The sequence below is a fragment of the Flavobacterium sp. S87F.05.LMB.W.Kidney.N genome (assembly GCF_004366435.1).
Taxonomy (GTDB): Bacteria; Bacteroidota; Bacteroidia; order Flavobacteriales; family Flavobacteriaceae; genus Flavobacterium.
This window is the reverse complement of record NZ_SODX01000006.1, coordinates 206,116-231,623: the sequence shown is the minus strand read 5'-3', so window position 1 is coordinate 231,623 and position 25,508 is coordinate 206,116. Positions and strand designations below refer to the sequence as shown.

Sequence of the window (25,508 nt, the reverse complement as noted above, 5' to 3'; positions counted from 1 at the left end):
ACACGAAGTTATTCCATTTAATAATATTCAAAAATACAAAATTTCATGAAGCATATAATTTCAGCATGCTTTTTTTTATTCAGCTTATGTATGTCCGCTCAAAGCGTTACGATAACTGTAGATCAAAATGTCACTTTAAAAGAATTCTTCAAGCAAATTGAAAATCAAACCGATTATAAATTTGCTTTTACAGATCAAATCGATACTGGGAAAAAATATTTTACTCAAAAAAATACTTTTAAGCAGACTACTATTGAAAAACTTATTTCAGAATTAAATAAAACTGCCACTTTACAATTTTCTATAGCAGGCAATAATATTTTTGTGAAGCAGAGAGCCCAAACTCCTAAAGCGACGGCCAAAAAAAAAAGCAGGCTAAGAGGTCAGATTCTTGATGATGAAAAACAACCTGTTATTGGCGCTAACGTTTATATCACAGAATTACAGACTGGCACTGTAACAGATGTCAATGGAAAATACAGCATCGAAGTTCCAAATGGAACTTATACCGTTTCGATTAGTTATGTTGGTTTTCAGAATAAGGAAAGAAAGATAAATATTAATGATGATACTACCCTAAATTTCAGTATAGAATCGGACAGCCAGCAATTAGGTGAAGTAATTGTAATGAACAATAAAGCCGTTGATGTTAAAACCACTCAAATGAGTGTGAACAGACTTTCGATGCAGGAAATTAAAAAAATTCCTGTGGCAATGGGCGAACCAGATCCTCTAAAATCTATCTTAACGCTTCCTGGAGTTACGAATGCCGGAGAAGCTTCTTCTGGTTTTAATGTCCGCGGTGGTGCAGCCGATCAGAATTTGATTCTTTTAGACGGTGCTCCTGTTTATGCTGATTCGCATATGTTTGGATTCTTCTCGATTTTTAATGCTGACATTGTTAATGGTTTAGATTTATATAAAGGCGGAATTCCATCGAAATTTGGAGGACGTGTTTCTTCTGTTTTAGACGTTACACAGCAAACCGGCGATTTTGAAAATTATAAAGTTAACGGAGGAATCGGAATTATTTCCAGCCGACTTTTGGTTCAAGGACCAATACAAAAAGAGAAAAGTTCGTTCATCCTTTCCGGACGTGCTTCGTATGCGCATTTGTTTATGAAACTGGCAGATAATAAAAACTCTGCCATGTTTTATGATTTGAATGCTAAATTCAATTACCGTTTTAACCCAAATAACACACTTTCTTTTTCTGGTTATTTAGGAAATGATTTATTCGATATCAACGAACGTTTTTCGAGTACTTACGGAAGTACAATGGGTATTTTAAGCTGGAAACATAAATTTTCTGATCGTTTAAACAGTAATCTTTCTGGTTTTTATAGTGACTATAAATTCAACTTAGGACTTTCTACAGAAAATTTCGAATGGGAAAGCAGCATCAGCAGTTACGGACTAAAATACGCTTGGAATTACCAAACATCAGAAAAATTTAAAATTAATTACGGAATTGATGGTTTGTATTACAACTTCAATCCAGGAGTTGTACAGCCAACAAGTTCAGATTCTCAGTTCAATTACAAACAGCTGGATAAAAAATATGCATTAGAAACTTCTGCTTACATCGATTTTGAAAATCAAATTACCGAAAAGCTGAATTTCCGTTACGGACTTCGTTACAGTTCATTTTATCGTTTAGGAGGCGAAGAAATCAGTACTTATGAAAATGGTCAGGCCGTAGTATTTAATCCGCTTTATAAAATTTATGAGGAAGGAACTCCAACGGGAACCATAAGTTATAAAAAAGGACAAGCCATAAGCACTTTCAATAATTTTGAGCCAAGAGCTGCTTTGTCTTATGCTTTTAATGATGAAACTTCTGTAAAAGCAAGTTATAATAGAATGGCGCAGTATATTCATATTTTATCAAATACACAGTCTCCACTGCCTATGAGTATCTGGACTCCAAGCGGCCCTTTTACTAAACCTCAGCTTTTGGACCAATACGCAATGGGTTATTTCCAAAATTTTAAAGACGGTGATTATTCTTTTGAAGGAGAATTATTCTATAAAAAAGTTCAAAACCGTATCGATTATATTGATGGAGCCGATGTTTTGGCCAACAATAATATCGAACAAGTAATCCTGAATGGTAAAGCCAGATCTTACGGACTGGAATTGTTATTTAGAAAAAACGCTGGTAATTTCACCGGATGGGTTTCTTATACTTTGTCTAGAGCAGAACAAAAAACCGTTGGAAGAACGCCTGAAGAACCAGGAATTGCAAATGGAGATTGGTATTTATCTGGATATGACAAACTTCATAATTTAAGTGTTGTAGGAAGTTACGAACTGAATCCGAAATGGTCTTTTAATGGAAATTTCACTTTACAGTCGGGTCAGCCGGTTACTTATGCCAATGGACATTATGAATTTGGCGGCATCAATGTTCCTAATTATTCTTTAAGAAACGAAAACAGATTACCTCTTTTCCACCACTTGGATGTTGCTGCAACTTACACTCCAAAACCAGACAAAAAGAAAGGGTGGCAAAGCTATTGGGTATTCAGCCTTTATAATATTTACAACAGAAAAAATGCTGCTTCTATGAGTTTTACAACTAATGACGATACAGGAGCAAATGAAACCAGAAGACTTTCGATCTTCGGAATTGTACCTGGAATTTCTTATAATTTTAAATTTTAATGCGATGAACAGATTGAAAAAATATAGTACAATAAACAAAGCGCTGGCAATATTAACACTTTTCCTGGCTTTGTCTTTTACTTCTTGTGAAGATGTTGTAAACCTTGATTTAGAAACTGGCGAAACAAGATTGGTAATTGATGCTGAAATTATCTGGAAAAAAGGAACTGCAGGAAACGAACAAACTATAAAAATCAGTAAAACAGCTCCGTATTACAACGATACAACACCAAAAGTTTCGGGAGCTCAAGTACGCGTTGAAAATAGTAATGGCGACGTTTTTACTTTTACTGAATCTGAAGCAGGGGTTTACAAATGCAATAATTTTGTTCCTGTAATCGACATGGATTATAAATTATTTGTTGAAGCCGAAGGACAAAGTTTTACAGCAACAGAAAAACTAACTTCTGTAACGCCAATTACGAAGGTAGAACAAGCCATTGTTCCCGATTTTGGCGGAGAGGATGTTATCGAACTGACTTTTTACTATACTGATCCCGCAGATCAAGTTAATTTTTATTTAACCGATTATCAAAGTGAGTTTTTAATTTTTCCAGAATACGAAATTACAAATGATGAATTTTATAATGGAAATGAAATCAGTACAAGGTTTTCTGATGAAGATATGAAGTCCGGAAATACGGTAAAAATTACACATAGAGGTGTTTCTAAAAACTTTTTCAATTACATGAAATTAATTTTAGAAGCTTCAAATTCAAATCCGTTTTCTGTTCCTCCTGGAAACATTCGCGGGAATATAATCAATACCAACAATGCCAATAATTATGCAATGGGTTATTTTAGACTTTGCGAAGCTGATCAGGTTGATTATTTGGTGAAATAAAAATGGTTATCCATAAAAATACAAAAGCCTTAAACGAGAATGTTTAGGGCTTTTGTGTTTTGGTGTATTAATGGAAAAGCCTTGGGTTAGGAAATGAGGCTTGTAGAAAAGTTTTGTTTGTATTGTTGTTTATTCTGCTTGTAGTAATCTTTCATTAAAGAAATTGCATTTAGCTTGCGGTTAGTTTATGGAAATCTTGACTCGAAGTACACTTTTTCAAAACCTTTATTTTAAACAATGTAAAATACACAGTATTTATAGCATATTTGAAGAATTTTCAGCGGAACCATTGTATCCGTAAAACAAAAAGTGCTAAAAATATACGGACACTGCAATGATTTATAAAAAGTAATATTACAAAACTTTTCTTATCTTAGTCTTCAACTAGCATAAACATATTTATTAACGAGTTGATAATAATCTAGTCATGTCAATACCCGAAGCACAATTACAAACCTGGTCAAACCTAGGCGCGACAGTTTCATCTTCTACTACATACAACTCTATAAAAACTTGTATTGAAGGTCATACATGGAACGATGATATTAGTTTCAATATATATTTGCAAGGATCTTATCGTAACTCTACTAATATCAGAGGAGATAGTGATGTTGATGTTGTTGTTGAATTTTACTCGATATTTTACTCCAATAAGGATGAATTAAGTTGGCAGCAGCTACAGGATTTTAATGAATGTTATTCTGATGGGAAATATTCATTGACTTCTTTTACAAATGCTATTATTGAAAGATTAAAATATTATTTTGGGGATGCTTATGTAAAGGTCGGTAATAATTCAATTAAAATACTTGCTAATTCAGGAAGGTTAGACTGTGATGTCATTTGTTGTGCTGAATATAGAGAATACAGAAGTTTTAGTAAAATTAACACGACCAATTATGCCAAAGGCATAGTCTTTTGGACCAATGAAACTGATGAAAAGGTTGTGAATTTTCCTAAAATACATTTTGATAATGGTACCTTAAAAAATCAAGTTTGTAATTCTAATTATAAATCTACAATAAGGATAATTAAAAACATAAAGTCAAAACTTGTAAATGGTGCTACAATTCAGAGTTCACTTGCTCCTTCATATTTTATTGAAGGATTAATGTTTAATATGCCTGACAGTAATTTTCAGAAGACCAGCCACTATGCAAGAGTTTTAGCAGTATTAAATACATTCTACAATTATTCTGATTCTCAATTAGAAGAGCTAGTATGTCAAAACAAACAACGTTACCTGTTTGGAAATACGAATCAGCAATGGAGTGTTGCTGATTGTAAGATGTTTAGAAATCAATTAATTAAATTTTGGAATGATTTTCAATAAACTATGAGCTATGAATGTATTAGTATTAGATGGCGGAGGATCTAAAGGAGTATACACTATAGGAGTTTTAAAAGAACTTGAATTGAGACTCGGTAAACCCTTATGTGAATTTTTTGACCTAATTTATGGAACAAGTACTGGCTCGATAATAGCTGCTTTAATCGGTGTAGGATTTTCACTAAACGAAATTCAAGTGCTCTATTTAGAACTTATACCGACCATAATGAGAAATAGAAGTAAAGCAGCAAAAAGCAAAGCTCTTGAAAGAGAAGCGAAAAAAATTTTTGGCGATAAAAAATTCGATGCATTTAAAACTGATGTTGGAATTGTAGCTTTAAATTTTGATACTCAAATGCCATTGATCTTCAAAACAAATATTAAACAAGCTCACGGAATGAAACAGTCTTTTATTCCAGGCTTTGGTTGCAGTATTGAAACCGCAATTCGTTGTTCGAGTGCAGCATATCCATTTTTCAATAAAGTGAAAATTGAAACGGAAAATCATGGAGAGATTGAAGTTGTGGACGGAGGATTTATCGCAAACAATTCAACCTTGTATGCAATGATTGACGCATACAAATCTATAGGAATCAATGAGCAGGATATCCATATTTTAAATGTTGGCGTAGGACATTACATCGAAAATACATCAGGCATAATTTCGAGACTTTTAAAAAGAATAGGGATTTTTAACTTTTTTGAGCGAGTTTTGAACGCCAGTACAAACAGTAACACAATTGTTTCTAAATTATTGTTTCCAAATTTAGACATGCTGAGGATTAGTGAGTCTTTTCCAGAACCTAAACATGGAACAAATATGTTTGAGTACGACTTGAAAAAGTTAAATAAAATGATTCAGCTTGGAAGAGCTTCATATGCCAAATATGAAAAAGAAATTTTAAAACTCTTAAACATTCCATAAATATATTGTTCTTATATAAATAAGGAGAAATATTATTAAACTATCGCTATTTGACAGTCCTCAAATAATGCCAGTTGCTTCTATATTTTTTTGCACAGTTTTTATACTAGTAGACTAATTATTCAAACAATTTGTGGAAGAAATCTCGTTTTTCATCACTACTTTCAGATAATTTTTTATACATTCTTCGTAATTATTATTGTTTATCTTCAGTTTTAAAATTAATCATAATATCTTGTCTCTTGGACCAATCGCAAAGGGGCCAACCTTGCGTTTCAAAAAAGTCGCCAATTTTATTTTCATTAGTCAAGCAGACATGTTTAATATTAAGCAATAGTTCGCTTAAATTAATCGAAATTGTTTGCTTTTTATCCACTGTTTGCAATGTGATTGAACTAATTTCATTAATAATTTCGCGGTTTTCAGGTATCTTAAAAGTCAACTTAAATCCATAAGCAATACCACTTACCAGTGCTTTTGGTGTCAAAACTTCGGTATTTAAATTTTTGTGATACCAAACCAAAATTCCATAGAAAGGTGATCTGTTTTCATACATTGACTCATCTATTCGTTCATGCAAATGCTGAATAGTATTTCTAAATGCATTTACCTCTAAAATGCTTTCAAGTATTTTGTGATTACTTTCTGAAGGAAGTTTTTGAAATAATTTAATTAGTCTAGAACTATGATCAATAATTGCCCATGCACGAGAGAAAATTTCAGATGTATTTTCTTTAACAACATCATCTTGTGATAACTCATGAAGTTTATTTTCTAACAATGCATAATCTACTTCTAACATTTCAAACGTAATTCGAATTGCGTCGAAAATCATTCTTTGATATTCATCCATTTGTAAAGGAAGCATTTTAAAAGGTGACCTTTCAGAAAGTATTTTCATATTTAATTAGTTATTTTATTTATAATTAATTCTATAAAATCATTTTTGCCTCCCTTAAGTTCTTATCGTATTCTCATATCATACTTATTATTGTCTCTCAAAAATTGTTTTAATTCAGGATGAAAAACCACAACTTTTTTATCAATATAGTTCTGGATGAAAGGGGCAATTTCATATTGACAATCTTCAGGAGGAGTCAGACCACATTCCAAATGATCAATCATATCAGTTGAAGCTATTAACGGAGCCTCTGTCATAATTATAAGAACCAAAAATAAAGTAATTATATAGGATGTCCTGATATTTATATTTTTTAGATAAATATCTAGATTTTGATTATATTCCTTTATTAAATTGTGAGATGTGAACTGAATTCCATTATTATGGACATAGTCATTAAGCCTACTTCTTAATGTTTCCCAATAATGTTCCAAATTATAATTTTCAAGTGTTTTAGTTATGTCTTCATTTTGCTTCAAATATTTCATATAATTTTCAAAGCTTAATTTCATTTTGATCTTGTTGGGAAGTTCCGAAACTGTATTACCAAGCCATGCTTCAACTGCTTTTTCGTTTTCAGTGAGAATAGAATCAAATTTTAAATCTAATATTGAATTTGTTCGCTTATTTGCAACATCCAAAATATAAATATATAGGATTAAATCATCTCTTAGCTTCCTAATCAAGGTATTTGCGTCAGCAAAACTCCCAATTGAACAACACAATTTAATACTCTTTAATGTCTGGACTGAATTATCTAACAACGTTGTGCCAATGTTGTAAATTTTTTTATCCGTAAAAAAGGAAATCATTCTCCCTCTAAAACATATGAGATCAGAAAAATTATCAAGAAAATCAATATTACCATTAAATTCTTAAGTAAAAATCTCAAATGATTTTGTATTTCCAACTATGTTTTCACTAAAATTCATTTTATATATTTTTTGTTATTGTAATGAACTCAATCCATTACAATTAAATTTTTAAAACTGTTGTCAATAATATGCTTAAAAAGCTCTCACACATCAGTTGAGTTTTAGAATGTATCAAGTAAACTTTGAATAACATTAACGGATTTTTTATCATGAATTAGTGTGTTAAAACATTTTGTGCAAATGAAATTTTCAATTTGATAAAATAATTCTAAATCCGCCCTTTCAATTTGATTATTATGTTTGCAAACAGGACATTTAAACATTAAATGATTGTAAAAATGCTTTAAAATTTTTTCATTCTTTTTTTTAGTTGAAATATTAGCAAACTCAGTAAAAAATAAGTACGCAATTATTCGACGAAACTCTTTTATAACTTTAACTTGTTTGTTTTTTTCATCCTGTAAGAAATTAAAAGCTATTTCATCGATAACGGAGACTGCATAAAATAATAAATTAGGTACAACAAAATAATAATTTGCAAAATAGTTATCCATATCCTCTTTTATAGAAAAAACAAAATTTAGATTTTGCTCAGCAGTTTTGTAATTTTTATCTTTTGTAACAATATGTAAAGCTTGGTTAGTATAACTATTTATTCCTGACTCAAAGGATTTGTTATACCTTAAATCATAAATTAAGTCAACATCATAAAAATAATTAAATCTAATCTTACTTATAGCTTTCTCAATAATTTCTTTTTTATCAATTTTGGAATTACTTGGATCATATTTTTCTGGATTACCATCATGAAAAAATCGTTTAATGAAATCAGTTCGATCTACCAATAATTGTTCTAAAATAAATAATTCATCCAAAAAAGGTTTCCTTAACAGAGAATATGCTACAGTCATTTTCCCTCTTTTAGCACAATGTAATGACTCAAATATGAAATTTATAAGATCTGATGTTACAGCTAAAAAAATATGTTTTGAAATTATCAATTCTATTTCATGATCTAAATTATTTGCCTTTAAATAATCTAGCGCATGAATATCTCCCGCATTTAATTCATCAATAAATTTTTGATGTTCTTCCGTTATAATTTCAGTTTTAAGAAGATTTTTATAATTTTTCTCTATATAAATTTCTGTAAGTTGGTCGTATATAATTGCACATAAATCATTTATTTTTTGATATTTTTTTGATATAAAAACTTCTTCTCCCTCTTCAATGGATAATGTTAATCGCATATATCTTTTAGTATTTATTTAAGTGTCTAGTTTATCGTTATTACTCAAATCTATTTTCCTCTGCAAACTAGCAACTAAATGTTTATCATTTACTTGGGAATGCAAAAAATTGATACTTTCTTTGCTATGCTCATCTTTAGGATTTCTTTTCCCACCGTAAATACCTATTTGCTTATCAAATTGATCATCTTCAATACTAGCAAGTATTAACCTGATTTCTTCACAAATTAAGACGTATTCAATCGACAACTCTCCAATATCTCTTGTTTTTAAATCTGAAATAATATAGCGATGTACCATTCTATTGCGATCACTATATAAATATTCTAATCTATTAAATATATCTTGATTTATAATTACTAGCTCTTTCGCTAGCTTATAAATATGTCTTTCAAATATGGGTTTATCATTTTCTTCTTGATATAATAATCTAATATCAATTTCATTTGTGTTTGATATTAATTGTTTTTTCATAACAATTGCTAAACGCAAATAAGCATCAATTTGATTTGCTATAATTATTATTATTTCAATTTCTGAGCTGTTTTTATAGGCTATATTTAATAAATCAAAAGACGCCGCAAGAGAGGACATGAATTTTTCATATTTATCAATCTCAATAGCTTCGGCTCTCCTTTCAGATGACAGTAATTGAAGTGTTTTTAAAGCTTTCATAACTTTAATTAACTCTTCTGAAATTTTTTCTGACTTTTCATCTTTTGTATCGTAAATATACTTTGCCATAAACAAATGATCTTCAACCACAGCATAAAATAAGTGCATATTGAATCCGCCTCCATCCATTCTCTTTTGAACAAAATCAAGATTATCCTTGTTGCATTTTTGCTTCTCTAGATTTTTAGGAATACTTTTTTCATTTTCATGATAAATGCTAATTTGAAAACAACCTACAGTCTCTTCATAAAGTTCAAAACTAAACGGAGGTTCTTCCTTTTCTCCAACAGCAACATTTTTATACTGCCATTCCACTGGTAATGCTATAATAAATTTCCCTTCTGGGTGAGTAAAGTGTTTTATCATTGAAAATTGTTAATTGAAAAAGAACCAAAGTATTTTAAAATATAAAGTTTATTCAAAAAATCTTTTTTTTAAGAGTTGATTAAACATAAAATAAATATAGTCAAATTTCTCAAAATGATATAAAGATAGAATCTTCGTGGTTACGAAATTTTAAGACCGATTCCAAGCTTATTTATAATATAAAAAAAAGACTGATTTTAAAAATCAGTCTTTATTACTTAGGGGGACGAATAAATCTTACTAAAGCAAAGTAGAGGAAGTACCCGAACCCCTTTCTGTATGTTTAATTATTTTTTCTACTTTTATACAAAAGTAATACAATAATAATTAAATGCAAAATATAGATCTTCAATACCCAACTAATAATTTAGAAAAATTGTTTATAGAAAAATCTGTTGAATCTTTATATCAAAATACAATAGATAGTTATAGACTCCGATTACATAATCCAAAAACATTAATTGAAGAATTAATCACTGTCACTCAATCATCAATAAACGGAATCTTAACTAATAACGATTACGTCAATTATACTTCCAAAGAACTAAAGAAAATTTTAAATGAGAACAATGACGAATTAAAATTTATAAAGATTAACAAAAAACATTACACTGGTATTTTAGAAAAAGCTGAGAGAAAAAATTACAAGTTAATTATACAATCAAGTAAACTAATTTTAAAAGATAATCAAGAATACTGCTCCAATATATTTGACAAAATTAAATTAATAACAGAATCATATTCTAACTTTTTTGATGAAGAAGGCAACTTTATTGAAGCTCAAAAAAAGATATTTGATGATTTAAAAAAAAACTTAATTGTCCTTGTTGATTACCTCTATATTGAATTACTTAGTAAAGGATTTACCAAACAGTATCTTTACAAAACATTTCAGAGTATATTTATTTACAATAGTAATACCCCAACATTCTCAGATAAAATAGCTGTTTTTAAATCTATAATAGACAAAATAGATGAAAATTTCACAGTTATATTTTTAATTAATGATAATTCATTTCAATTTCCAGAACTAAAAAAAATTGACAATTCTTACAATTTAATTGATAAAAAATATAGGCGAATTAACAAAACTAAAATTTCAGACGAAGTCTATAATTTTTTAGAGAAAAACAAAGAAAAAATCCTTATATCCCTTGATTTCAAAAGTAAAGACTATTTCAAAGCAATTCAATTAGGAATAAATAAGCTATCTAAAGATTTAGACATTTATCATCTCGGATATAATAATAAACATTTTAAAATTGATTCACAATGTGCCACAATTGGAGAAAAAGAACCTTTAAAAGCATCTATTAGTCCTAGCAATTTTCAAATTGATGGTTACTTTAAGAGCGATTCTGATGTTTTCGCAGATCTGTTGCAAAAAATAACTACTATAAAAACAAAAAATATTGATCCTGAAAGTTTTGACAAAATCCTTAGTGCTATTAGATATTACAGGACTGGCAGTGAATCACCTGAACTTGAGACAAAATTGTTAAATTATTGGATTGGACTGGAATTTATTTTTACTTCTTTCAATTCTGATGAAAAAACTATTGATAGAATAAGAAACTATTTCCCTAAGTGTCACAGTTTAATCTATGTAAAACGCAACTTATATGATTTTCATAGATCATTGAGAAGACTTGGATTAAAACCCAATATTACAAATTACAATGATGATCTAAAATATTTAATTGATCACAATAGTTATAACACAATCAACAATAACACTAATTCTGAGCTACTTAAATTTAGAACTGCTTTTTTTAAGAAATGGCATGAAGAGCCAAACAAAATTGAAGATGTTTTAAAAAAACACCAAGATAATCTGATATGGAACATAACGAGATTATATCGTATCAGAAATGAAATAGTTCATAACGCCGCGATAAAAAATGGAATCCACACACACATCGCGCATCTAAAATATTATTTATCCTTTACCTTAAATTCAATTTTAAATTTTATGTCTGATGTTACTGTTGATGTTAATAATGATGGAAAGGTATCGATTGATGACTATTTTATTACACAAGAAATTATATTGGGTGCTTTGAAAGGTGAAAAATTAGAAAAATTCTTAGAGATTGACAATCCCAATGAAATTTTTCAATAAATTTCAATCAATAATAGAGGCTCAATCAATTCTTTTTTAAGATAAACTGAAACATGATACAATTTGATATTTATAGAGATGCTACAAAAGAAATTTATGCTGATGATATACCTGAATTTTGCACTTCTGAATACTGGGGAAATTTAAGCAACAAGGTTCATTTTGTATTCAGTAGGTTAGATTATCTTAACGATATTTTAGTTTCGATATGTGAAAAAGTAGAGCTTTATAACATTAATTTAAAACAAAGAAATGGCTTAAATAACAAAAGGACGGTTATTACTCCTTACATTGAGATTATACATGTAATGTCAGATTTGCGAATGATAATCGATGAATTAATAGCTTTGTTGTATATAGTTGAAAAAAGAAAAGAATTGGGAGACTATCCGAGAAAAATAGAAGTAGAAAGCATTGGTAATTTATTAGGGAAATGGAATGAGAATAAATTTGAAGAAGTGAGTTTTTTTCTTGATTATAAAACCCTTTTAAAAAACGTAAATGACATTACAAATACTTACAAGCACTCATTCATTAATGATCATGTACTATTCTATAGACAACTTGAAAAACCTACAGTTTATGCTATAAGAAACTTTAATTCGGAATTTGATAGACAAAAAAATAAATTACTTACAGTACCATTAGAGAATTTAATAAACGATTTTAATATAATGTTTAAAAATTATATTTCATTACTAAAAGAAATGACAAATGAACAAATTGTAATTGATTACGAGAACAAGAAGAAAAATTCAAATAAGTGAAAAATTCAAAAATCCCCATTGAATAACGATAAAAAAACATAACTAAGCCCTGATATCAATACGTTATTAATATTTCAAATATTATCGGTAAATCTTACAGTAGTAAAAAAAAAAACTTAAAAATCAATAATATACTGGAAATACCATTAAAGAGTTTCCTCAAACGCATTCATATAAGGCCTGAGATCAAGGTACATTTGTCTGGTATCCTCGCCTTTGTCTTTTTCTGTTAGAAAATTAAAGCCTAGTTTTGTATAAAAATCTAGCGATTCACTGTAGGCATCAACAGTAATTAGCTGACATGCGCAACTACTGTTTTGTTCCAGTGCTAAATTGATAACATAGTTAACAAGACTTCTGCCTATTCCTTTTCTCGTTTCTTTTGTTTGTTTACAAACAGCTAAACGACCTATTTTAATTGCAGGGAACTGCCTTAAATGTCTCTTTGGATGGTCGATTATTTTTTTTACAGTTCTTTCTAATGCACTCTTTGACGCAAAGTTCTTTTCCTGAACAGCCAAGGCATCATTATATATGCTAAGATATGCGATAGTCTTTTCTTCGCTTTCAAGTATATATGTTGTAGCAAGCAATTCTTTTTTGTAAGCAATAGCTTTGTTAGAAAGAAAACTATTTAAATCTTCATCACCACATTCAAAAGGAAGAATATTAGTAGCAGAATTTAGCTTAGAAAATTTGAAACCAGTAAACGGCATTAGTTCACCTTTAGAAGTTCTTTTAGTTTTTGAGCATCAGTTCTAACTGAATTCAAAGCTGACGCACTAATTTTCTTATCTTGATTTAAATCAATAGATTTGTAAAAGGTAACGGCTTCTTTACCTCTTAATACGGGAGTATTTTTGATTGGCTTTGCCATTGTGTAGTGCTTTTGATTAAAAAATGAGTTTGTTGTCTAAATACCTCAAATTATATATACGTATATTTACGGAAAACCGTACTATTCAAGTATTTTCGACTTCGCAAATATAAAAATGTTAAGTTACCGTTAATCGTTAAAAATTAATTTAGAACCAATCTAAATAATACATCGCATGCTATAATAATTAGTCAGCAAAAACAACGCCAATACTTATATTGTTAATGTTAATATTTTGCTATAAATATATCGTCCAACAATTATAGATCGACTCTTACTCTAAAGGTACAAATTAATTATCAATTTTTTAGGCAAATCTATATTAAATCTTGGTTTAACAAGTACGTAGAAATACCTGTTTTTTTGGTTTATTAAAATTCGGTGGAGCGAGCACTACAAAATTGATATGATTTGTTTTGGGTTAGAATTTCGATATCATTAAAAATTATTTTAGATAATAAGCATTGTTCGAGAACTTACGGAGTAGTTCGATCATCGAAAATTTATATAAAATCAATTTGATCTTCTTAAAACCTCAATATTCAAGATAGATATTCGCTTTTTTTACTTTATTAAACCTATATTTCTCAACGAAATTGATAAAAATTTCGAGGTACACTTTTTTTTCTGTGCTGGCTCTTAAATAGCAGACAATCTTAGTATTTACAAGGCTGGTTAATAATTCAAAGCGGAACCTCTTCATCCGCCAAAGAACCTCAACAGCGATGCTTATTATTACTAAATATCTCTCTTTAAAATCATTAAATCCTAGAGTAAAAAACAATCATATAAAAGCCTTATTTTTTAATATCTAACTCAACTCTAAAAACCTCATCCAACAACTCCATTTCATCATTAGGCAAAAGTTGCAAAGCCATTTCAACCAAAACCATAGCATCAGAGAAAGGCTTGGTAGAATTTTCGCTTTGGAGCATTGTAATACTTGCTTTCAATAAAGCGGTAACTATAATATTCAATTCACTGTAACAAGACACATTCAACGTTGCGGATAAAGAATCATTGTTAGGTTTGAGTTTATTAAAATAGTTTCCTTTATTCACTATTTCTAATAATTCTGTTACGGCTTTTTGTTGTGTTTCCATAATTATAATTGACGTTTTTTGATAAGTCAAAATTGAATTATTATTCTGGAATAGAGGTTATCACATATGATAACTGCTCAAAAAAGTAAAAATAAAATTCATTAAAACCAAAAAACCTCCAAAATCAAAAATTTGACTTCGAAGGTTTTTCACTTTATTTAAAACTCTTATTTATATTCGGCTTCTTTCTGAGCGTACCAATCTTTCATTACATAAAAAGCTTTCTTTTTAATTCCTTGATCGGAGATTAAACCTTTACGATTAAAGAAATCCTGAATATTTGGCAATTGTCTTCTTGGTGATCTAAAGTCAACTAAAATCCAAGGCGAAACTCCTGCTAAACCTTCGATTCTATTGAACATCTGTGTGTTTTGAATATATAATTCTTCTTGATATTCTTCGTTCCAGCGTTCTTTTTTATCGCCGTGACGACCTTGTAAAGCCTCGCCTCCAAATTCACTGATGATAACCGGCTTGCTATACGGAATTACCCATTGCATGTCTTTGCACGATTCGTTTGTTCCTCTGTACCAGCCTAGATATTGGTTGAAACTCACAATGTCTACATATTCGTTCATATTATCGTGAAGTGTATTAACATTGTTTGGACTTTTGGTTACTTCCATTGCCATACTTATTAAACGAGAATTATCTTGTGTACGCGCATATTTGGCCAATTTACTCAAGAAAATATCTCTGTCATCTCCATGCGGCGTTTCATTTGCAATTGACCAGATTACAATGCCGCAGCGATTTTTATCTCTGTAAATCATATCGTGCAATTGACGTTCTGCATTCGCGTAAGTGTCTGGATTCGTCCATGAAATGGTCCAATAAACAGGAACTTCAGACCAGATCATCAATCCCATTTTTTCAGCTTCTTTTACCATTTTTTCGTTATGCGGATAATGCGCCAGACGAACATAGTTACAGCCTAATTCTTTTGCCCAAGTCAATAAAGTAACAGCATCTTCTTCTGACCAGGCTCTTCCTGATCTGAAAGGGGCTTCTTCGTGAATACTAATACCGCGTAAAAAGACTTTTTTTCCGTTTAACAGAATCTCTTTTCCTTTGGTTTCTATAGTTCTAAAACCAATTTGATCTGCAATATTTTCGTCGGCTTTGCTAATCGTTACTTCATATAATTTTGGTTTTTCTGGCGTCCATAAAATAGGATTGGCTTTAATTTCAAAATACGCCATTCCTTTGGCATCAGTCGTAACACTCTTTTTGATTTTTAACTCTGGAATCGAAACCGAAACAGACTGGTTTGCTGTTTCACTATTCAGCTTTACCCAGCCGGAAATTTTTCCTTTTTCTTTTTTGTCCAATTGTACCAAATAATCTTCGATAAAAGTATTCGGGACTTGCGCTAAAGTCACATCTCTTGTAATACCGCCGTAATTCCACCAATCCATATTTACGGTCGGGACATTATCTTTATGGCGTTTGTTATCAACTTTTACAACAACAAAATTATTGCCGTCCACCAATAAATCGGTTACATCAAAATTGAATGGTGTATAACCACCAACGTGAGTTCCTGCCAGTTTTCCGTTTACATAAACCTTTGCATCGTAATTGACTGCTCCAAAATGAAGAATACCTTTGCTTTGAGAATTCTTTTTGTAATTGAAGTCTTTCTGAAACCAAACTGTTCCTTCGTAAAAAAACAATCTTTCGTCTTTACTATTCCAGTCAGATGGAATATCCATCGTTGCAGAAGTCGCAAAATTATATTCGGTTAAATCTGTGGTATTCCATTTCTTATTTTCGAAAAATCCGTTGTTTTTAAACGGCATTAAACGGTAATCGTAATATCCGTTTTCGAGCGGGTCTACAATATAACTCCATTTTCCATTTAAAGTAATATTGTTCCTCGACGAAATGTTGGAAACTAACGGAATTTCCTGCGCCATTGCTTTCCCCATCAGCAGAAAAGTACAGCACAGCATTATTATTTTTCTCATATTCTAAATTGTTTTTTATTTTTAAGTGATTTTAATCCATTTTTCACAACGATAATCATAATCTTGTCATTTCGACGGAGGAGAAATCTCCGCAGGAAGCTCGACATACATAATCGCCAATCTTTGTAGAGTTTCTTGTGGAGATTCCTCGTTCCTCGGAATGACAAGATTACGCGTACTTCCGTTAAAAAATTAATATTTATTTCTTATCAAAATAACGCGTCAATTCAAACGCATTATCGTTGATTATTTTCATCTCTTTTAATAAAGGCGCGTAAGGCTCAAATGCACTGTTCACAATACCTTTATTCGAATCTCGGTTGGAATAATCGGTGGTTAAATCTTCTGGATCGTTATCCATATATTTGAACCAATGCCAGCCGACAGAATTTTTATTTTTAAGTAATTCCAAAGTGAAATTCTGATAGAAAAGTCCTCTTTCTTTCTGCGTTCGAACCAGCCAGCCCGCGCCGGTATTATTGGGCAGTCCAGAATCTTCTCCTTTGGTATACCATTCTGTAATTAAAAAAGGTTTTCCAGACCATTCTCCCCAATTGTTCATTAATTCCTGACTTGGCTCCCATTTTCTATAATGATTTATTGAAATGATATCCATGTATTTTCCAGCCACTTTAAAAATCTCAGGATTTGTCAATTCCTGTTCCTTATCCTGATTGAAACGGCACCCTAAATAAAGATGGTTCGGATCTGCTTTTCGAAGTGCTTCTGTGACTTTCTTCATATAAGTTTCAAAATAAAAAGCGGTAAACGCCATTCTATCTTCCTGATTTACATCAGAAATTGAAGCATTAGAGCCTTTTCTTTTGTCCAGCCAATCTTTTGCTGCAATATATCCTTGTTCATCTTTGGCCAATAAAGTTAAATGTTTATCTAATGCGTCGTTATACCAAGGAAGTTCATTATCAGTAAAATAACCCATCAAATACTTATCATTTTTATATTGAGAAACGTCTTTTACGGATTTTTCTACGTAGGCATCAAATTCTTTATCGAAAACCATTACGAGATCAAAACGGTAATTCTGCCAGCTGGCTTCTTTGTATTTTCCTCCGTATTTTTTAATATGATCGGAATGATACATGCCCATTGGCGAAATAATTATGGTATAAACCAATGGATTTTCAGTTTTTCGAACCAAATCAATATTCGACCACGCGCCTACTCCATTAAAACCATTGTCACGAAGTAATTTTGTTTCCTGCTTCAGCCAATTTTCTGGACTTCCGTATTTTTTATCGAATGCTTTCTGCTGATTTACAGAGCGTCCTGCGTTGAAAACTGCAACACCTTTGTAAATGAACGGATAACCTTCTGGATCAATAATCCACCATCTGTTGTTTACTTTCTCTGTTCTAAAAAATCCCGTCGCTTCTTTCTGCCAGACTTTTGATCCGCCATAAATCGAAATCGGTTCTTGCTTTTTAATTTTAAATCCAGGCAGCTTGTCAACTGTCTTTGCATCGTACGCAACCCATTTTGGATCTAATGCATTTTGTCTGGCTTCTACTTTTTGGTACGTAATGTTATTCTGTGCATTTGCAGTAATGAGGCTTATAAAACAGAACAATACATAAATGGAATGCTTCATTAAATTTGTTTTTTAATATGTTAACACATAGAAACATAGATTCTATTTTGGGCTGAGAAAGGCGTTTTAGCTGATACATGCAAATAAATTTCTATGTATGAGAAACTAATTTACTTTTACTCTTTCAAGCCTAAAAAACCTATGCCTCTATGTGTTTGAAATTATTTAGATAAATAGATATGATCGAAATCGAATGTGTAGTTATTTAAAGCTCTTACATCTTCTGGATCAACACTTCTTAATACCAAAATATCTTTGATTTTTGTCAAGTCTAATGACGGATTTTGTTTTTTGTAATCAGCGATTGGAATTTTAACCATGTTCCAGCTGCCGTCTCTTTTTAGTCCGTATAAATTACTTGTGGCATCAAATTCTACATATCCGGTATTGGAAGCATCTTTCATTCTAAATCTGATTTTTCCAGTACTGGTAGTTCTTACCGCCATATTGATATAAGTGTAAGAAGAAATATCGGTAAAATTTACAAACGATAGAATTGCCATTGCCCATTTAGCTTCTGCTGCAGGCGGTGTTGCTGGAAGAGAAAAATTTCTGTAAGCTCCTTCATAACCATCAGTAGCAACTTCTTTAATTACAAATTGATTGCTTGAAACCCAGTTTAAGACAGGAGCTGTTTTTGTGAAATCAGGATTTTCAGAATAAATTTTAAGGGCATCAGCCGGAATAACGATTGGCGGAGTTGCAGGTGCTTCAACTTCAACATTAAAAGTTTTCTTTTGGGTGGTATTGTCAACAAATGTAATTTCTAAAGTGGTTGTAAAAGTACCGCCTTTGGCATATTTTACCTCAACATTGGGTTCGATAGAAGAACCTGGAGAGCCGCCTTGAAAAGTCCATTTTACAGCACGCACTTTTGTCGACGAATCGGTATATGTAATGGTTTCTCCTGCTTTAACAGAGGTATTGGTGGATTCTGCTTTTAATTCTCCTTTTTTATAAAGATATACTTCGCGTACATCATCTTCACAGGAAAACAAACTTGCAAAAAGTACTAAAAGGAAATATTTCAATTTAGCGATATGATTTAGTTTTATAGTCATGGTTTTGTGTTTTTTGGTTATTTTTTTTAGAAATGATGCTTCATTTAGAATATAGAGTATAGAACATAGAGAAAAGATTTTCTAAGAATCTTAGATCTCGCTTCTTGCCTCTATTTTCTATACTCTATATTCTATATTCTACACTCTTAAAAACTCTATTTCAATCCATCTAAAAATCCTTGGTATGCTGGTTTCTTATTATAGTCGGCATCTAGGAGTAACGGGTACTCTTTTGAGTGCCAAAAACCGGTTAACCAAGTATATTTGTCGGTTACGCCCCAAGTTGAAATGGCGAATTTTTGGGTTTGAGGCAATTCTTCGTACATCGTTGTGATGTATTTATAGGTTTCAGCTTGTTTTTGTGCTTCGGCATCTGTAAAAACATACGAATCCGATTTAGCTGTGTTTACTTTAATGTCTAATTCTGAAATATGAATTAACAATCCTGTTGAAGCCATATCAGTAAACCCAGTTTTCATGGTTTGTCTGTTTGTATCTGTTGAATAGTGAAATTGATCTCCTACACCATCAATTGGAATTCCATTGGCTTTGAATCTGGTTACCATTTTTTTAATGGCAGCTCTTTTTCCACCATCTAAAACTACGCTGTAATCGTTGTAAAATAATTTAGCCTCTGGATCTGCAGCTTTTGCATATTTAAAACACCTGCCGTAAAAACCTATTGGGTCATTAAAAATTGGTTTGATTACGGTTTCATTTCTTAAAGCTCCGCCATCGGCAAAAACTTCATTGACAACATCCCAGCTTTTTACTTTTCCTTTGTAACGGCCGACAACATCTGTAATGTAAATTTTGACTTTTGACTCAAATGCAATGGAATCGTATTTTGCGTTTTTAAACCATTCTGGAAAGGAATCGTACCAAACTAAAGTATGTCCGTGCACTTCCATATTATTGTCTTTTGCAAAACCAACTAAATAATCGGCGGCTGTAAAATTATAAGCTGTTGCAGATGACCAGATACTAGCCATTTTCATTTCGAACTCAGCCGTAATCTGGTTATAATGTTTTAAAACTGCATTTTTATAATTGGCTTCTCCTTGTAAATCTTTCATTTTAACCGCTGCTCCAATCTTAAACTTTGCCTTTTCTTTCAAGGTTTGAGTAATCGGATTTGGATTGCCGGTACCGCCGTCTTCATCTGCATTTATAAAAACTACTTTTTCGTCGTTGCTGCAAGAAGCAAACAGCAAAACAGTTAATAGACCTAAAATATATTGTTTATTTATCATCGTGTTTTTTTTAGTTTGATCCGGAAATCAAATTTTATTTTGTTTCCCGGATCGGGTTATTACTAACTTTAACCTTAACTCTTTGGAAAACATATAAAAACATCGTTTTTCAAACTCGAAAAAGGCGTCCAATCTATGTTACTATGTGCTAAATATTAATTGTATCCTACATTAAATCCTTCTGGTTTTCCCATCAAATCGATTTGACTTTGCGGAATTGGCATATTGATCATTGCAGGAGTCATTTTTAAGGGCACTTCTCCAGTAATAGTTCCAGACGGACTTGAACGGAAATATAAATTTTGTCTTTCTACCAAAAGTCCAAGTCTTTTTAAGAGAAACCATCTGTTGTTTTCAAATGCTAATTCTCTAGCCGATTCGTCTAAATAATTATTTAAAGTCCAAGCTGTTAAATCAAAAGTGGTTACGGTGCTTTCAGGATTTCCGGTATAACCTCTTCTTCTTACTTTATTTAAATATGCAAGGGCTTTTGTATCGTTTCCTAAATTGTGATAAGCTTCAGAAGCCAACAAATACGTTTCTGCCAATCTGTAATACATATAATCTTTGTAACTGTTTGAAGTCATTGGCAGTTTTTCTGTATCGTGGTATTTTTTCAAACTCCAGTGCCAAGCTCTGTAATTTCCATTTGGAGCTGCAATTGCGGGATTTGTAATTGGCTGTCCGAATTTTGGATTTCCTGGAACATTAATTTTATAATCCTGATAATTATCGGAATAATAATAGGTTTTAAATCTCAAGTCGTTTGTTTGATCGTAAAGTGATTTCAAATAATTATTTGGGTAAAACCAGCCTAAAGCCTGACCTCCGTATGCCACATCCTGAACCAATTCGCTGGTATTCAATTCATAAGTTCTGTGTGTAAAAACACTGCTCAGCCAAGAACCGCCGCCTCCAGCTAAATTATCATCAGGACCTAATAAAAAGTCTTTTTGATAGGTAAAAAGAGATTCTTTATGATTTCCGTTTTGTCCCCAAACATCTGCAAGTGCAACTAAACCGTGAGTTCCGTCATTGATAATAGCATCAAACTGCGCCGCCGCACCTGCCCAGTCTTGCTGCCATAAAGCACTTTTACCGCGAATATGTCGGGCAACACCCTGACCGTAACGTCCTGGATCTACTTTAAAAGGAAGATTAGCAATTGCATAATCTAAATCAGCATCGATTAATCTGTAAACATCTGCGTCACTTGCTACTTTGTATTCTACAGGATCGTTAATATTTTGAGGAGTTGTTGGAATCGTATCGATTAAAATACCACCATACATTTGTTTTAAATCCAAATACAATTCACCTCTAATAACTCTTGCCTGCGCTACTAATCTTTTCTTAGCTGCGTCATCCATTTGAATTGATCTTGCAGCAGTGATAATTGCCGAACATCTGTCGATAATCTTATAGCCCTGAATCCATTTCGAACCTGTGAACGACTGCGGATTATGACCTGTCCCGTATGGTGTATTCCACGTTCTGTGCAATCCTAAATCCGTTGCCACCATAAAGAATACATTGGCCCACAAATCGCTGTTGTCACCAGATGGCAGATTGTAATAACGCATCTGATTGTATAGTGCATTAACTCCAACTTCTAATCCTGCTGGAGAACTGTAGACATAATCTACAGAAACTTGATCTTTTACCGTTTCCTCTAGAAAATCTTCACACGAAGTAAGTCCCAAAGAAAGACCGAATATCAAAACAAATAGAAAATTTATATTTTTCATGATCTTGTTATTTTTTATTTTATGAATGTCTTAAGCTGCGTTAAAAACCTACCTGTAAGCCAATAACACAAGTAACAGGTTCAGGATAATCGTATATTTCTTTTTCTGGACTATAAGACTGGTAATCTGTAATGGTAACCAAGTTGCTTCCTGTTACATATAGTCTCATATTGCTTAATCCTAGAGATTTAATTGTACTCTCTGGAAATTTAAATCCAACCGAAACGTTTTGAAGACGAATGTATGAAGCGTCTTGTAATCCTAAAGTATTGATGTAAGGCGGATCATTTCCATCTCTTGGTCTTGGCCAGTTTCCTCCCGGATTTTCTGGTGTCCAATAGTCTTGTTTGATACCGTTTTTAACCCCTCTTAAAGATCCTCCTCTTACATAATCATATAAAAATGGATTGTCTCTTGTAATGCCTTGAACCGTATAAATATCAGCTGAAAAATCGAATTGTTTGTATTCTAAAGCCAAAGAGAAAGTACCAAACCAATCTGGCATTTTGGAAGTGATCACTCTGTCCTGATCCGGATTTGGATTGGCACCATTTGACGGATCTGCATCATATAATTTGATATCTCCAGGATACAAAGTTGTTCCTGTAACCAGCGGAATATTTTCGCCTTCCTGATAAATTCCAACTGCTTTGTATCGGTAATAAACATCAATTGGTTTTCCAATAAACCATAAGTTTCCAACTGCATCATCTTCTCTTCCGTCTCCATCTGCATCTTTTCCGTAGATACTTACTATGCTGTTTTTATTTTTAGTGAAAGTTGCTCCAACATTTAACCTGAAATCTTTCTTTTTAATTAAGTCTCCGTTCAAAGTAACCTCCAGACCTTTATTGTTTACTTTTCCAATATTTGAAAGTTTCAAAGTATATCCCGTATTGGCATTTAATGTTTCATAAATCAGCAAATCTGAAGTATCGGTATTATAAACCTCAACTGTACCTGTTAATCTGTTTTTGAACAAACCAAAGTCGGCTGCAAGGTTGAGCTGTGTTGAGGTTTCCCATCTTAAATCTGGATTCGATAATTGCGTTCCTGGCACATATCCTGAAACTTTTACACCATTGATAATATAATCTCTCTGAACGGCAGTTGCCATACTTTGGTAAGGATCTTTTGGCTGGTTACCAACTTTACCATAACTTGCTCTTAATTTTAAATTGCTGATAACTGGAACGTGTTCTTTCATGAATTCTTCATTTGAAACATTCCATGCTGCATTTACCGCTGGGAAAAATCCCCACTTATTATTCGCTCCAAATACTGAAGATCCATCGGCTCTTCCTGAAACTGTGAAATAATATTTACTGTCAAAATCATATTCTAATTTTCCTGCAAACGAAATAAGAGATCTTTCGTTTCCTCCAATTAAAGGTGTATTTAAGAAAGCACTTTCTAAACCGTAAATACCCAAAATATCACTTGGAATTCTGCTCGCTGAATTACTAAAATCACTATACTCTGATGAGGTAATTTCATAAACCCCAGTTGCATTAAAATGGTTTTTTTCGGCTAAGTTGAAGTTGTAATGCAAAATATTACTTAACTGATATTCTACATTGTCTTTATAAGTAATGCTGCCGCTTCCCTGTCCTGAGTTAGCAATCCCAGAAAGCGATTTTGAAGTATTAAAAGACAAAGCTTTATAATTCCACGATCTGCGGCTGGCATTTAATTTATAGGTAAAACCTTTTGCCAGATTAATATCTAAGAACATATTCATGATGTCATTACGGTTCTGCTCGTTTGTTGTCGTTTCATAAACATCAATAAGCGGATTTGGTGTTTCCTGAATTCCTCCTGGAAGATAACGGAAAGAGCCGTCTGGATTATAAACCTGCCCTAACGGTGATGTATTTATAGCATTATTTAAAATGTTACCCACATTAGGACGATTTGATTCTGAGAACTGAAGCGAAACATTCATCCCTACTTTTAACCAATCTGTAACTCTCTGATCCACATTTACCCTCATAGCTACTTTATCATAGTCTGAATTTGGAACCACTCCTGAAGTATTGATATAGTTGATGCTCGAAAATATACTTGTTTTATCTGTTCCAGATGAAATACTCAAACTATGGTTATTAGTCACGCCTGTTCTTAAAACCAATTTTTCCCAATCAATATATTTTCCAGATTGAACAGATTCTAATTCTAATGGAGTGAAAACCTGATTGTCTGGTCTGTAAACGCCGTTATTACTAGTTCTGTACGCTTCTCTTTTCAGCTGTGCAAATTCTTCTCCGCTGTAAACATCAAAGTTTCTATTGACAGTTTGAACGCCAGAAAAACCATTATAAGAGATTTTTGCTTTTCCTGTTTTTCCTCTTTTGGTAGTAATCAGAATAACTCCGTTGGATGCTCTTGCTCCATAAATAGATTGTGCAGCCGCATCTTTTAAGATTTCTAGAGAAGCAATATCATTCGCATTAATATCATTAATATTTCCAATTACGATTCCATCGGCGATTACGATTGGTTCGTTGCTTCCGTTAATAGATTTTTTCCCTCTAATTTGAATTGAAGAAGAACTTCCCGGTCCGCCATCGGCCAAACTTACCTGAACTCCTGCTGCTTTACCTCTAAGCATTTCACCAACATCAGAAGTTGCTACTTTGGTCATGTCTCCCGGTTTTACCGATGCAACAGAACTAATTACGTCACTTTTCTTTTTCGTGCCGTAACCTACAACGATAATTTCGTCCAGCGCTTGAGAACTTTCTTTTAATACTACTTTTAAATTTTTCTTGTTTTCGGTATCAATAGAAACTTCATCCATTCCGATAAAAGAAAAAACTAACGTACTTTTTGCCGGGACACTGATTGTAAAATTCCCGTCGAAATCGGTTTGTGTACTTTTTGAGGTTCCTTTAGCATGTACATTTACACCCGGAAGCGGAAGTCCGGCCTTATCGACTACTTTTCCTGTAATCGAACTTTCTTGTGCACTCACTGTGGTTGAGAGAATACACATAAAAAGCAATAAAACTAGTTTTAGATAATTTCCTCCAAGAAAAAACATCTTTACATGTTTGTTTTTTTTCATAAGTTATTTTTTTGGTTAGTTAGATAGAAATCAGTCATGATTTATGTTGCAAATGTGACTAATAAATGAAGTTTACAGGGGAGAAAAACATTCGCATT

At 32.0% G+C, this 25,508-nt stretch carries 19 protein-coding genes; 6 read left to right on the top strand and 13 right to left on the bottom strand.

Features of this window, described 5'->3' with window-relative positions:
• Window positions 1-45: 45 nt before the first annotated feature.
• The 4 genes from EDB96_RS18195 (at window position 46) to EDB96_RS18180 (ending at window position 5,766) form a co-directional block, all read left to right on the top strand.
• Window positions 46-2,667, top strand: a complete 2,622-nt coding sequence (locus EDB96_RS18195) for a TonB-dependent receptor (RefSeq protein WP_134142462.1) — start codon at window positions 46-48, stop codon at window positions 2,665-2,667.
• A gap of 4 nt (window positions 2,668-2,671) precedes the next feature.
• Entirely contained in the window at window positions 2,672-3,511 is an 840-nt protein-coding gene (locus EDB96_RS18190; RefSeq protein WP_243839379.1) for a DUF4249 domain-containing protein, read from the top strand.
• 427 nt (window positions 3,512-3,938) lie between these two features.
• Window positions 3,939-4,844: a nucleotidyltransferase gene (locus EDB96_RS18185; RefSeq protein WP_134142460.1), complete on the top strand. Its 906-nt coding sequence runs from the start codon at window positions 3,939-3,941 to the stop codon at window positions 4,842-4,844.
• Window positions 4,845-4,854: 10 nt separating this feature from the next.
• Complete coding sequence (locus EDB96_RS18180; RefSeq protein WP_134142458.1) at window positions 4,855-5,766, top strand: patatin-like phospholipase family protein; 912 nt, start codon at window positions 4,855-4,857, stop codon at window positions 5,764-5,766.
• 196 nt (window positions 5,767-5,962) lie between these two features.
• Here EDB96_RS18180 and EDB96_RS18175 read toward each other — a convergent pair whose 3' ends face one another.
• The 4 genes from EDB96_RS18175 to EDB96_RS18160 form a co-directional block, all read right to left on the bottom strand.
• Window positions 5,963-6,667 (bottom strand): hypothetical protein, encoded by a 705-nt coding sequence (locus EDB96_RS18175; protein ID WP_134142457.1) that lies wholly within the window; start codon window positions 6,665-6,667, stop codon window positions 5,963-5,965.
• Window positions 6,668-6,729: 62 nt separating this feature from the next.
• A complete protein-coding gene (locus EDB96_RS18170) occupies window positions 6,730-7,308 on the bottom strand; it encodes a hypothetical protein (RefSeq protein WP_134142455.1) in 579 nt (192 codons plus the stop codon).
• Between the two features lie 395 nt (window positions 7,309-7,703).
• Window positions 7,704-8,792 carry a hypothetical protein gene (locus tag EDB96_RS18165; protein ID WP_134142454.1) on the bottom strand — a complete coding sequence of 363 codons (1,089 nt, stop codon included), beginning with the start codon at window positions 8,790-8,792 and terminating at the stop codon, window positions 7,704-7,706.
• Between the two features lie 18 nt (window positions 8,793-8,810).
• Window positions 8,811-9,833 (bottom strand): hypothetical protein, encoded by a 1,023-nt coding sequence (locus EDB96_RS18160; protein WP_134142453.1) that lies wholly within the window; start codon window positions 9,831-9,833, stop codon window positions 8,811-8,813.
• A 331-nt stretch (window positions 9,834-10,164) separates the two neighbouring features.
• Between EDB96_RS18160 and EDB96_RS18155 the strand changes: the two genes are divergently transcribed.
• Window positions 10,165-11,955 (top strand): hypothetical protein, encoded by a 1,791-nt coding sequence (locus EDB96_RS18155; RefSeq protein WP_134142452.1) that lies wholly within the window; start codon window positions 10,165-10,167, stop codon window positions 11,953-11,955.
• A 53-nt stretch (window positions 11,956-12,008) separates the two neighbouring features.
• Window positions 12,009-12,722: a hypothetical protein gene (locus tag EDB96_RS18150; protein ID WP_134142450.1), complete on the top strand. Its 714-nt coding sequence runs from the start codon at window positions 12,009-12,011 to the stop codon at window positions 12,720-12,722.
• A 146-nt stretch (window positions 12,723-12,868) separates the two neighbouring features.
• Here the strand turns inward: EDB96_RS18150 and EDB96_RS18145 are convergent, their stop codons facing one another.
• From EDB96_RS18145 to EDB96_RS18110, 9 genes are all read right to left on the bottom strand, one after another.
• Entirely contained in the window at window positions 12,869-13,438 is a 570-nt protein-coding gene (locus tag EDB96_RS18145; RefSeq protein WP_134142449.1) for a GNAT family N-acetyltransferase, read from the bottom strand.
• Window positions 13,438-13,599: a hypothetical protein gene (locus tag EDB96_RS21095; protein WP_166669327.1), complete on the bottom strand. Its 162-nt coding sequence runs from the start codon at window positions 13,597-13,599 to the stop codon at window positions 13,438-13,440. The genes EDB96_RS18145 and EDB96_RS21095 overlap by 1 nt, the downstream gene beginning before the upstream one ends.
• A 797-nt stretch (window positions 13,600-14,396) precedes the next feature.
• Window positions 14,397-14,702, bottom strand: a complete 306-nt coding sequence (locus EDB96_RS18140; protein WP_134142447.1) for a hypothetical protein — start codon at window positions 14,700-14,702, stop codon at window positions 14,397-14,399.
• Window positions 14,703-14,869: 167 nt separating this feature from the next.
• Window positions 14,870-16,672 (bottom strand): glycoside hydrolase family 2 protein, encoded by a 1,803-nt coding sequence (locus tag EDB96_RS18135; RefSeq protein ID WP_134142446.1) that lies wholly within the window; start codon window positions 16,670-16,672, stop codon window positions 14,870-14,872.
• 199 nt (window positions 16,673-16,871) lie between these two features.
• Window positions 16,872-18,281: a hypothetical protein gene (locus EDB96_RS18130; protein ID WP_134142445.1), complete on the bottom strand. Its 1,410-nt coding sequence runs from the start codon at window positions 18,279-18,281 to the stop codon at window positions 16,872-16,874.
• A 161-nt stretch (window positions 18,282-18,442) separates the two neighbouring features.
• On the bottom strand, window positions 18,443-19,342 hold the full coding sequence (locus EDB96_RS18125) for a hypothetical protein (RefSeq protein WP_134142443.1): 900 nt from the start codon (window positions 19,340-19,342) through the stop codon (window positions 18,443-18,445).
• Window positions 19,343-19,497: 155 nt separating this feature from the next.
• Window positions 19,498-20,595 (bottom strand): endo-1,4-beta-xylanase, encoded by a 1,098-nt coding sequence (locus EDB96_RS18120; RefSeq protein ID WP_134142441.1) that lies wholly within the window; start codon window positions 20,593-20,595, stop codon window positions 19,498-19,500.
• 155 nt (window positions 20,596-20,750) lie between these two features.
• On the bottom strand, window positions 20,751-22,343 hold the full coding sequence (locus tag EDB96_RS18115; protein WP_134142440.1) for a RagB/SusD family nutrient uptake outer membrane protein: 1,593 nt from the start codon (window positions 22,341-22,343) through the stop codon (window positions 20,751-20,753).
• A 40-nt stretch (window positions 22,344-22,383) separates the two neighbouring features.
• Window positions 22,384-25,410 (bottom strand): SusC/RagA family TonB-linked outer membrane protein, encoded by a 3,027-nt coding sequence (locus EDB96_RS18110; protein ID WP_134142439.1) that lies wholly within the window; start codon window positions 25,408-25,410, stop codon window positions 22,384-22,386.
• Between the last annotated feature and the right edge of the window lie 98 nt (window positions 25,411-25,508).